The sequence below is a fragment of the Pseudomonas sp. WS 5011 genome (assembly GCF_012985775.1).
Classification (GTDB): Bacteria; Pseudomonadota; Gammaproteobacteria; order Pseudomonadales; family Pseudomonadaceae; genus Aquipseudomonas; species Aquipseudomonas peli.
Map to the genome: position 1 here is coordinate 1 of NZ_JAAQXA010000055.1, position 3167 is coordinate 3167.

The 3167-nt window shown below is 55.7% G+C and carries 7 protein-coding genes; 6 read left to right on the forward strand and 1 reads right to left on the reverse strand.

Annotated features, from left to right (window positions below; all coding sequences use genetic code 11):
- Nucleotides 1-229, forward strand: a 229-nt coding sequence (locus tag HBN63_RS21755; RefSeq protein ID WP_223181895.1) for a hypothetical protein, incomplete at its 5' end; no start/stop codon positions are given.
- A gap of 11 nt (nucleotides 230-240) precedes the next feature.
- Here the strand turns inward: HBN63_RS21755 and HBN63_RS21370 are convergent.
- The gene (locus tag HBN63_RS21370) at nucleotides 241-741 is read right to left on the reverse strand and encodes a helix-turn-helix transcriptional regulator (protein WP_262499075.1); all 501 of its coding nucleotides are present in this window, start codon (nucleotides 739-741) and stop codon (nucleotides 241-243) included.
- Here HBN63_RS21370 and HBN63_RS22065 point away from each other — a divergent pair.
- From HBN63_RS22065 to HBN63_RS22070, 5 genes are all read left to right on the forward strand, one after another.
- Complete coding sequence (locus tag HBN63_RS22065; protein ID WP_170050816.1) at nucleotides 740-1912, forward strand: phage/plasmid replication protein; 1173 nt, start codon at nucleotides 740-742, stop codon at nucleotides 1910-1912. The genes HBN63_RS21370 and HBN63_RS22065 overlap by 2 nt on opposite strands.
- A 164-nt stretch (nucleotides 1913-2076) precedes the next feature.
- On the forward strand, nucleotides 2077-2331 hold the full coding sequence (locus HBN63_RS21380; protein ID WP_170050817.1) for a hypothetical protein: 255 nt from the start codon (nucleotides 2077-2079) through the stop codon (nucleotides 2329-2331).
- 32 nt (nucleotides 2332-2363) lie between these two features.
- Nucleotides 2364-2666, forward strand: a complete 303-nt coding sequence (locus HBN63_RS21385; RefSeq protein WP_170050818.1) for a single-stranded DNA-binding protein — start codon at nucleotides 2364-2366, stop codon at nucleotides 2664-2666.
- A 2-nt stretch (nucleotides 2667-2668) separates the two neighbouring features.
- Nucleotides 2669-2944 (forward strand): hypothetical protein, encoded by a 276-nt coding sequence (locus tag HBN63_RS21390; RefSeq protein WP_170050819.1) that lies wholly within the window; start codon nucleotides 2669-2671, stop codon nucleotides 2942-2944.
- Nucleotides 2945-2948: 4 nt separating this feature from the next.
- A complete protein-coding gene (locus HBN63_RS22070) occupies nucleotides 2949-3083 on the forward strand; it encodes a hypothetical protein (RefSeq protein ID WP_262499076.1) in 135 nt (44 codons plus the stop codon).
- The last annotated feature ends 84 nt before the right edge of the window (nucleotides 3084-3167 follow it).

Below are 3167 nucleotides of genomic sequence, written 5' to 3' on the forward strand. Positions count from 1 at the left end.
GTGGGGGTGCTGTAACACCCCCAATTTACCCCGGACTTCCATGATTTCAGGCTTTTTTGCAGTCCATCACCAGGCCGTTTCGGGAGCTATCCCCAGTCATGAATACTTCGCTAGCCGCCTGGCCCGCTTTTTCGCAGTCGGCAATGCTGGAAAAGCCTTTTATTTCAATGACTTGCGACTTTTCCAGTTGCGTTTCGTCTGCGCCCATTACGTGCAGGTGAAGCCATAGCGTCCACGTGATCAACGGATGACTTCCTGTTCGTACCCGAATAGCACGCCCTTTAGCGCGATTCGTGCCTGATTCCTGATTTCAGGTGGTAGCGCATCAAATCTCTTCAATATGGGCCTTAGATCTTCGGATACCGACATTTCGGACTCATCAAGAAGTAGCTCGTCTGTCGTAATTCCCAGCACCTTGGCAAGATCCACCACCTTGTCCGCAGACGGCATGGAAGCGCCTGCCTCGTATGCGGTGTATGAAGACTTCCCCACCCCGGCTGGCCCCCATACCTGCGGTTGCGTTAGCCCGCGCGCCTTCCTGAACCGCTTCAGGTTCTCACTGAATGTCATGACTCGCTCGCCGTGGCTTTTCATCGTGCCGAGATCGTAAATACTGTTCACCTGTACAGTTCCGTTATTCCGGTATTTAAGTGCTTGCATTCTGAGATTCCTCATTGCTAGGATACCGGCATCTAGATACCTGTATTCAGGTATTGACAGGTAGTGACGGGAAAACGGCATGACGCCTTCGACAAATTCAACTTCTCGGATGTTTTACGACTACCTCACGGTTGAGCAGGTTTTCCCGTTCGTACTCCCGAAAGTCTCTGACACCGGCATTTGTTACTACGACCGTCGTACCGGTCAGCAGCTCCGCGATACATGCCCAGGCTGGAAGCACGAAGGCAGCTATTCGACCGTTATTCAGATTCGTGTTGATGGCAACAAGCTCACCGTCAAGGGCAACCCTAGCGCGGTTAACCGCCTGGACAACCTCGACGGGTTCCGCTCCCTGGATGAATGCATTGCTGTCTACAACGACATCGTCACCGAGTATTCAGACCAGTACGGCTTCTGGCGCTTACCTCGGTTTACCAAGTGCACCTCCTGGGGCATGCGCCAAAGCGAAGAGGGCTCTAAGTCCAGCTTAGTCGGCAATGGCGCACGTATCCGCCGGGTCGATCTGACCACAAACCGGACGGTGGGGAAGGGCAACGACAGGGCCTATATCCGGGCGCTCAGCACCCAGCGTTACGGCTACAAAAACGGCCACCTCTACGAGGACGGCTGGACGGTCGATTGGAAGGCTCGCGACCACTACGAAAAGGCCTACGGCAAGGCCCAGGCCATCCGCAAATTTCTGTTCCCCAAGTGCAAACGCAACTTCGGCGAAGAGTCGCCTGAGTTCCGTTATCTCCAGCAGATCGCCGATTTCTGTGATGAGCAGGGCGTAGTTCGTATGGAACAGGAACTGAAATCAGAGTTTTTACAGCGCGAACGCCTGGAATGGTGGGGCCTGTTCGATGAGCAGTCCTTTCAGGGGATACACAACAAGTTTCTGGCGATTGATGAAAAGTTAGAGGTGACGGCGATGGACTACAACACGATTGCGGATCAGCTGATAGGGAAGGGCATTGTCACCTCCCGCCAGGCTGCAAATGCCACTGCGAACATTGCACTCCAGTGGATGAATTGCCCTGGGATTCACTTCGACTTCAACAAGTCGCAGATGCAGACCTACCGCGCTCGCCTGAACCGTATTGGCCTCAACATCGCGATGCCGTACGACATCACCCGCCACAGCGCTGTCACCATCCGCCGCTGTGAAGAAATCGTCACCAGTGACGTGCTGCTGCTGCCTTCGTTCTACCGTCACCCGGTAGCACCTCGCCACCTGCGACTGGTGGCCTAAATGATCATCCACGACCGCGTTTATTGCGATCTCTGCGAGGCCCCAATGGGTCAGCTGATGGCCCAGCCTGCGCAGGCTCCAGACCTGATCACAGATCAGCGCCTACCACCTGAATTTGCCATTTGCCCGGACTGCCTCGACGCCGCTTGTTCTGAGGTTGCCGCATGAGAACTGTCAGCTTTCAAGGCACCCAAATCAGCAACGCCCAGCGCCGCAATATGGCTTTTCAGCAGCAAGTCCGCGGCTCTTTTCTCAACGCCCATCTGCGCGAAACGACAGACAAAGCACTCGCTGAAGCTGCTGCCATTCGTGACGCAGAAGACAAGAAATTCCGGTTCGACCGGTACGAAACCGACCAGCTCAAAGCTCAGCTAAAGGAGCTTTCCGCTCCGTGCTACTGCGACCTGTTCGGCTACTAACGGCCATTTGGCCAAACTCAGAGGTGGTAACTATGCAAACCCGTCCGCTCAAAATCGTTTTCGAGATCCACGACACCAAAATTCACGAACGCTCCGGCATCAGCGCCCAGCAGAAGCCATGGAAAATCCGCGAGCAAGACGCCTGGGTGACCATCGGTGAAGCGCCGTATCCACAGCGCACCCGCGTCCACCTGCAGGAAGGTCAGCCCGCTTACGCCGCTGGCAAATACCAGCTTGTTGAGGACTCCTTTTTCATCGGCAAATTTGAGTCTTTCATGGTCTCCCCGCGCCTTGAACCGCTCGCCATTGGCAAGCCACAAGCAGTGGCCAGCTAACCATGGCTCTCTGCATAGCCGCCGTCGGCAGCACCCTCGAAGTGATCGGTGAATACACCGACGCCTGCGCCGGCTATGCACTTATGACCGCTCAGGAATACGCCGCCACGCCCACACTCGCGGCCCTTTTCGCTGTACCAGATGCAGACACTGTCCGGCAGGCCTTCATGGCCGGATTGAGTCTCCCACTAATCCTTTGGCTCACCGCCTGGGGATTCGGCACGGTGGTCCACTTCATAAACCACCGCACCGACCAACCTTCAATAATCGAGGAGTAACACCATGGACTTCACCGCTGTCACTGGCGCTATCAGCGCAACCGCCGTTGTCGCCGCTATCGGTGCAATCGCTGCCATCAAAATCCTCCCCGGCGTTGCCAGGTGGGGCTTTAACAAGGTGATCGGCTGGTTCCGTTAATTCGGTTCCGCCTGCCTCACCCGAGGCCCCTTCGGGGGCCTTTCTTTTTGGAGCCACTTTCATGCTTATCCAACTTGCACTGTT

Coding starts and splice junctions, on each gene's coding strand:
- HBN63_RS22065 (WP_170050816.1), top strand. CDS start 740: ATGACGCCTTCGACAAATTCAACTTCTCGGATGTTTTACGACTACCTC.
- HBN63_RS21370 (WP_262499075.1), bottom strand. CDS start 741: ATGCCGTTTTCCCGTCACTACCTGTCAATACCTGAATACAGGTATCTA.
- HBN63_RS21390 (WP_170050819.1), top strand. CDS start 2,669: ATGGCTCTCTGCATAGCCGCCGTCGGCAGCACCCTCGAAGTGATCGGT.
- HBN63_RS21380 (WP_170050817.1), top strand. CDS start 2,077: ATGAGAACTGTCAGCTTTCAAGGCACCCAAATCAGCAACGCCCAGCGC.
- HBN63_RS21385 (WP_170050818.1), top strand. CDS start 2,364: ATGCAAACCCGTCCGCTCAAAATCGTTTTCGAGATCCACGACACCAAA.
- HBN63_RS22070 (WP_262499076.1), top strand. CDS start 2,949: ATGGACTTCACCGCTGTCACTGGCGCTATCAGCGCAACCGCCGTTGTC.